We start from the raw sequence: 6819 nt of genomic DNA on the forward strand, positions 1-6819 counted from the left end.
GGCCCGCGCGCGGCGATGCCGTGCCAGCGCCGCCGCGCGCGCGGCGTGGTCAAGCCCCTTGAGATCCAGAACCTCGGCCGCGCTGTCCGGCGTGGGCAAGCTGCGCCCGGCCGGTCTTTGCCTGAGTGTACGCATCATGCCCGTCCCGTTAACCAGTCAATCCCGTGGATAACGCTGGGATAACTTTGGTTAACGGGCGATTAATAAACCATAGGTTGTAGGGCTGAATAAGTCATGACAGCCGGCACAGCCCTCAGGCGGCGCGGTCGTCCATCGCCTTCGCGAAGCGTTCGAACAGATAGTAGCTGTCCATCGGCCCCGGGCTGGCCTCGGGGTGATACTGCACCGAGAAGACCGGCCGGCTGTCCATGGCGATGCCGCAGTTGGAGCCGTCAAACAACGAGACATGGGTCTCGCGGACCCCGACGGGCAGGGTCTGGCTGTCGACGGTGAAGCCGTGGTTCATCGAGGTGATCTCGACCTTGCCGGTGCTGAGATCCTTGACCGGGTGATTGGCACCGTGGTGGCCGTGGTTCATCTTGACCGTCCGAGCGCCAAGCGCGAGGGCCAGCATCTGGTGGCCCAGACAGATACCGAAGACGGGCATGTCGCTTTGGTCCAGAACCGTGCTGATCATCGGAACGGCATAATCCCCGGTGGCCGCCGGGTCGCCGGGGCCGTTGGACAGGAACAAACCGTCCGGGTTCAGGGCCAGGACCTCTTCGGCCGTGGCGCTGGCGGGCAGGACCGTGACCTCGCAACCGGCACTGGCCAGACACCGCAGGATGTTGCGCTTGGCACCATAGTCGATGGCCACGACGCGGTGGCGGGCCTCGGTCTGGCGGGTATAGCCCTCGGGCCAGGCCCAGCGCATTTCGTCCCAGCGATAGGACTGGGCGCAGGTGACCTCGCGCGCCAGGTCCAGCCCTTCCAGGCCCGTGAACCCGCGCGCGGCGGCGACCAGCGCGTCGAGGTCGAAGTCGCCCCCCGGATCATGGGCCAGCGCGACATGGGGCGCACCCTGCTGACGGATGGCGCGGGTCAGGCGGCGGGTATCCACGCCGCCGATGCCGATGCGCCCGCGTTTGGCGAGCCAGGCCTCGAGCCGTTCGGCGGCGCGCCAGTTCGACGGCTCGGTCGGGTCCCATTTCACGACCATGCCTTCGGCCACCGGATCGACGGTTTCGTCATCTTCGGGGGTCACCCCGACATTGCCCACATGCGGAAAGGTGAAGGTCACCACCTGCCCGGCGTAGGAGGGATCGGTCATGATCTCCTGATAGCCGGTCATGGCGGTGTTGAAGCACAGCTCGGCCGTGGTCTGACCGGTGGCACCGAAGCCGGTGCCGTAGAAGACGCTGCCATCCGCGAGAACGAGGCAGGCGGTCGGTTTGGCGGTCTCGGAACGGGCCATGCTGCGCGACTCCCCTGTGGCGAACTGACCGGGGTTTAGGGCCGGGGCTCGGGCGGGTCAAGCCGCTCAAGCCGTGCAAGCCGCGTCCGCGCGACCGGGCTAATCGCGGGCTTGTGACGCCCGCCGCAGGTGCGGTAGAGTGCTGGCTTGTGCCGCAAGGCATGGCTGGAACCGGGGATCACACCGATGGATTTGCGCACGCGCCTCAACACCGCCCTCAAGGAGGCGATGAGGGCCAAGGACAGCGATCGCTTGGCGACGCTGCGCCTGATCAATGCGGCGATCAAGGACCGCGACATTGCGCTGCGCGGCGACGGGGCCGAGGCCGGCGTCAGCGATGCGGAAATCATGTCGATCCTCGGCAAGATGGTGAAGCAACGCCAGGAAAGCGCCCGCGCCTATGAAGAGGGCGGTCGGCTGGAACTGGCCGACAAGGAGCGCGCAGAAATCACCGTGATCGAGGAATTCCTGCCCAAGCAGATGGACGAGGCCGCGGTCGCGCGAGCCGTGGACGCGGCCATCGCCGAGGTCGGGGCCGAAAGCCTGCGCGACATGGGCAAGGTCATGGGCCAGCTCAAGTCGAAATACGCCGGCCGGATGGATTTCGGCAAGGTTGGCCCCATGGTCAAGGATCGGCTGGGCTAGACGTCCCCGGATCTGAAGCCCCGGGCGACCGCGTCATGGTCGATAGCCGTGCCAGCCGCCCCTGCAAGTCGTCGAATAGTGCCGCGCGTTCGTCCTCGGACAGGAAGGCGCCCACTTCAACCTCGCGGCCCGCACCCTTGAGGGTAACGTAGTTCGGCACGGGGCCGTCCTGTCGCATGTTGACCTGCACCCAGTAAGGGTTGGCCGCCCAGTTGCGGTGCCCGCCCTTGCGGTCGTGACGGTCCAGCTCCATGCGGTCGGGCCAGAGGCGCAGTTCCTCGAGGATCTCGCCATCGCGATAGGACCGCGACAGCCCCGCCCAGAGCCCGCCCAGCATAAGCAGGATGAAGGGCAGTAGCCCCCAGAGCACGGGCGAGCCGATCACCGTCAGCAGGGGCACCAGCACCAGGGCGGCTGTCAGGGATATGAAGATCACGAAGTCCCGCCGCAGCAGCGAGCGATAGGGCCAAAGGTGCAGCTCGGCCCTTGGGCTGCCCGGGCGCGGGGGGCGGCTGTCTGGCGTGGTCCATTCGTAGGGCATGACCGAAGGTCCGGGTTCGTTCTGGGTCAGTCGTCGATCAGTTAAGCCGGGCGGCCCGAAAGAAAAGGGCCCCGGAAATCCCGGGGCCCCTCGAAGCGTGTCGGATGCGGCCCCTAATGGGCGTGTTCCTTGTCCCAGTCCTCTTGCTTGGGCAGCTGCTCGAAGGTGTGTTCGGGCGGCGGCGAGGGCAGGGTCCATTCTAGGGTATCGGCCCATTCGTTCCAGGGGTTGTTCTCGGTCGCATTCTTCGGGCTCAGCAGCAGCTTGAACAGCATCACAATGAAGAACACGAAAGAGGCGAACGCGATGAAGGCGCCGATCGAACTGACGTAGTTCCAGGTGGCAAAGGCCTCCGGGTAGTCGATGTAGCGGCGCGGCATACCCTGGCGGCCCAGGAAGTGCTGCGGGAAAAAGGTCAGGTTGGACCCGATGAACATCGCCCAGAAGTGGGTCTTGCCGACCCATTCGGGGAATTTCCTGCCCGAGAACTTGGGCATGTAGAAGTATATGCCCGCGAAGATGCCGTAGACGGCGCCAAGACTCATCACGTAATGGAAGTGGGCCACGACGTAGTAGGTGTCGTGGTAGGCTCGGTCGATGCCGGCCTGGGACAGCACGATGCCGGTGACACCGCCCACCGTGAACAGGAACAGAAAGCCGAAGGCCCAGTACATGGGTGTCTTGAAGTCGATCGAGCCACCCCACATCGTGGCGATCCAGCTGAAGATCTTCACCCCGGTTGGCACGGCGATCACCATGGTGGCCAGCATGAAGTAGCTTTGCTGGGTCAGCGACATGCCAACGGTGTACATGTGGTGCGCCCAGACGACGAAGCCGAGCACGCCGATGGCGACCATGGCGTAGACCATGGGCAGGTAGCCGAAGATCGGTTTGCGGCTGAAGGTGGCGATCACGTGGCTGATGATCCCGAAGGCGGGGATGATGATGATGTAGACCTCGGGGTGCCCGAAGAACCACAGGATGTGCTGATACAGCACTGGGTCGCCGCCGCCGGCCGGATCGAAAAAGGTCGTGCCGAAATTGCGATCCATCAGCAGCATGGTGATGGCACCGGCCAGCACGGGCAGGGCCAGAAGGATCATCCAGGCGGTGACGAAGATCGACCAGGCGAACAGCGGCACCTTGTGCAGCGTCATGCCAGGCGCGCGCATGTTCAGGAAGGTGGTGATGATGTTGATCGCGCCCAGGATGGACGAAGCCCCCGAGACGTGCACGGCGAAGATCGCGAGATCCATGGAAAAGCCGGCCTCGTTGGTCGAGAGCGGCGGGTAGAGAACCCAGCCCACGCCCGAGCCGGCCTGGCCGTTGCCACCGGGGGCGAGCATCGACGCGACGCCGAGTGACACACCGGCCACGAACATCCAGAAGGACAGGTTGTTCAGGCGCGGAAAGGCCATGTCGGGTGCACCAATCTGCAGCGGCATCAGGTAGTTGCCGAACCCGCCAAAGAGCGCGGGAATGACGACAAAGAACATCATCAGCACGCCGTGATAGGTGATCATGACGTTCCACAGGTGTCCATTGGGGGTGCATTCCCCGGCCGCCGCGGCGGTCAAGCGGGCACCTTCGAGGCACATGTATTGCACGCCGGGCTCCATGAGCTCGAGGCGCATGTAGACGGTGAAGGCCACCGAGATGAACCCGGCGATCCCCGCCACCCAGAGGTACAGGATCCCGATATCCTTGTGGTTGGTGGACATGAACCAGCGGGTGAAGAACCCTCGGTTGTCCTCGTGCTCGTGGCCGTGAATGGCGGCGTCTGCCATGTGGCTCTCCTCTGCGAAAACTTCTGAGCGGACGAGTCACACGGGACTCCCCCTTCCGGACATCGTTCTAGAGCGGAGCAGGCAACGAGGCAATAACCCATGCAGGGAAAGGCATGGGTTAAAATGGCGCAGCGGCATGATTTTGTGGGATAGCTACCGAATTCCCCAGGGGCCTGCGTTGATGCAGATCAAATCGTGCAGGAGCAGGCCGTCACCGCGATCCGACAGCCAGGCAGGCCTATGCCCTGCGGTGCCTCTGCCCGCCTCAGTCGCCGAAGACGCTGTCGAAGTTGCGGCGCAGGGCCAGGTCCAGATCCGCCATGGTCACCGGCAGGCCCAGGTCCACCAGCGAGGTCACCCCGTGATCGGAGATGCCGCAGGGCACGATTCCGCTGAAATGGTCGAGGTCCGGGTCCACGTTCAGGCTGATGCCGTGGAAGCTGACCCATTTGCGCAAGCGGATGCCGATGGCGGCGATCTTGTCCTCGCGCGGGCTGCCATCGGACAGCAGTGGTTTCTCTGGCCGCTGCACCCAGACACCGACGCGACCTGGGCGCACCTCGCCCTTGATGTTGAAATCCTCCAGCGTGGCGATGACCCAGGCTTCGAGGTCGCGCACGAAGCAGCGCACGTCGCGGCCCCGCCGGCCCACGTCCAGCATGACATAGGCCACGCGCTGACCGGGGCCGTGATAGGTATACTGCCCGCCGCGCTTGCTCTGATGCACCTCGAACCGGTCCGGATCGACAAGGTCGGCAGGCCGCGCACTGGTGCCCGCAGTATAGAGCGGCGGGTGCTCGACCAGCCAGATGCATTCCCCGGCGCGGCCTTCGGCGATGGCGGTGGCGCGGTCCTCCATGAAGGTGACGGCGGCGGCGTAACTGGTCAGCCCGTCCGTGGTGATCCATTCGACCATGCGTTTACCGGGGCAGCAGCCCCGCCTCCTTTACCTTGGGCAGATTGGTGCGGTCGCCCTCGCGCCGGGCCGCGCGCACCTGGTCGAAGGCCACCAAGTGCACGCGGTGCACCTGCGCGCCGCGCGTGTCGCCCACCTCGCGCATGGCATCGGCCAGCCGCATCAGCCCCATTTCTTCCTCCTTTTCCGTTTCATCATGGCTACATAATGCGCCGGGATGTCCAGCGCCACCAATGCCGCGGTCGTGCTCAGCGGCCCACGTTGCGGCGGCGCGGGCGATTGCAGTGCTGTCCGGCGCATGGGCTTCAGAGGCCCGCCGAGGCTGTGGTGGTGTGTACGCCGGCATTTCGTGAAGAATCCGGGGGCGTGCTGAAAATTCGACCTTGAGGTGCGGCGGGGCTTTGTCTAAAGACCTGTTCACCAAGCCTGTGACAGTGCGGTCGTGGCGGAATTGGTAGACGCGCAGCGTTGAGGTCGCTGTGGGGTAACACCCGTGGAAGTTCGAGTCTTCTCGACCGCACCAGACATCCTTCTTCTTGACCGTTCGCGGGGCTTGGTCCTGACACCGCGCCTGACTGCTCGAATCCCGGTTGGCACAACGCCGTGCCGGTGCCCTGGCCGGGGCCTTTCCGCGTATTGCTGACGCCAACCGTGATGGCCAACACGCGGGCGCGGTCCCTGTGCTGTTGCGCGTCAGGTTCTCTCAATCGCGGTGATCCTGATACGGCGCTGTCGCGACCTGAATCTGAGCCGGTCGCCGCAGCATCCCGCGACTTCGTCAAGTCAGTGACCATCCATTGGGCTGTGCGCTTAAAAAATAGTCATATTTGCTGGACGCCGTCCTGTCAGCCCTTGGCAGGGGAGGCCAACGGTGGTGGCGCGGGCGGAGGGCGATAGGGTCGGGCGCAATTGCCTAAGGAGCTTGAAATGACCCTCCAGACCGCCCCGGTGCTGCCGTCCGAGCGCAGCCACGGCGCCGCCCGTGTCGCCCTGCGCGCCGTGCCGGATCGCGGCCGTCTGGAGCGGTTGCACCAGTCGGGCTCGGCCAAGGCCTTCGTGCATGCCGGCGAGGCGGGCCCCGAGGTTGTCTTTTTGAACACGTCGGGCGGGTTGACCGGGGGCGACCGGATGACCTGCGGCATCGAGCTGGGCGCGGGCGTGCGGGCCGGCGGCACCACCCAGACCGCCGAGCGCGCCTATCGCAGCCCCGGCGGCGCGGCGGCGGTGACGGTGCGGCACGCGGTGGGCCCCGGGGCGCATCTGGACTGGCTGCCGCAGGAGACGATCCTTTTCGATCACAGCCAGCTGATGCGCGAGACCCGGATCGACCTGGCCGCCGATGCCACCTGCCTGATGCTGGAGATGCTAGTGCTGGGCCGGGCGGCCATGGGCGAGCATCCCGCCACGCTGCACCTGCGCGACACCCGCCGCGTGATGCGCGCAGGCCAGCCGGTGCTGGTCGAGCCGCTGCATCTGACCCCCGCGGCGCTGACCGCTGGACCGGCGGTGCTGGAGG

Annotated in this window: 7 protein-coding genes and 1 tRNA gene; 3 read left to right on the top strand and 5 right to left on the bottom strand. The window is 65.6% G+C overall.

Translation table 11 applies throughout. The features are described 5' to 3' along the window. Positions 1-253: 253 nt before the first annotated feature. On the bottom strand, positions 254-1414 hold the full coding sequence (gene carA, locus ACH107_RS28565; protein ID WP_412509129.1) for a glutamine-hydrolyzing carbamoyl-phosphate synthase small subunit: 1161 nt from the start codon (positions 1412-1414) through the stop codon (positions 254-256). Positions 1415-1600: 186 nt separating this feature from the next. On the opposite strand from carA, the gene ACH107_RS28570 reads away from it, so the two are divergent. Next, positions 1601-2059: a GatB/YqeY domain-containing protein gene (locus ACH107_RS28570; RefSeq protein WP_310691474.1), complete on the top strand. Its 459-nt coding sequence runs from the start codon at positions 1601-1603 to the stop codon at positions 2057-2059. Here the strand turns inward: ACH107_RS28570 and ACH107_RS28575 are convergent. The 4 genes from ACH107_RS28575 to ACH107_RS28590 form a co-directional block, all read right to left on the bottom strand. Further along, positions 2040-2600: a DUF2244 domain-containing protein gene (locus ACH107_RS28575; protein ID WP_310691452.1), complete on the bottom strand. Its 561-nt coding sequence runs from the start codon at positions 2598-2600 to the stop codon at positions 2040-2042. The two genes, ACH107_RS28570 and ACH107_RS28575, sit on opposite strands and share 20 nt — an antisense overlap. Positions 2601-2713: 113 nt before the next feature. Beyond that, entirely contained in the window at positions 2714-4387 is a 1674-nt protein-coding gene (gene ctaD / locus ACH107_RS28580) for a cytochrome c oxidase subunit I (protein ID WP_310691453.1), read from the bottom strand. A gap of 265 nt (positions 4388-4652) precedes the next feature. Continuing rightward, entirely contained in the window at positions 4653-5303 is a 651-nt protein-coding gene (gene lipB / locus ACH107_RS28585) for a lipoyl(octanoyl) transferase LipB (protein ID WP_412509130.1), read from the bottom strand. 4 nt (positions 5304-5307) lie between these two features. Beyond that, on the bottom strand, positions 5308-5475 hold the full coding sequence (locus ACH107_RS28590; RefSeq protein WP_310691455.1) for a hypothetical protein: 168 nt from the start codon (positions 5473-5475) through the stop codon (positions 5308-5310). Between the two features lie 264 nt (positions 5476-5739). Here ACH107_RS28590 and ACH107_RS28595 point away from each other — a divergent pair. Further along, positions 5740-5826 (top strand) — tRNA-Leu (locus tag ACH107_RS28595). 404 nt (positions 5827-6230) lie between these two features. Then, a partial coding sequence (locus ACH107_RS28600) for an urease accessory protein UreD (RefSeq protein ID WP_412509131.1) occupies positions 6231-6819 on the top strand: 589 nt, incomplete at its 3' end.

The sequence above is a fragment of the Roseovarius halophilus (ex Wu et al. 2025) genome (assembly GCF_047086965.1).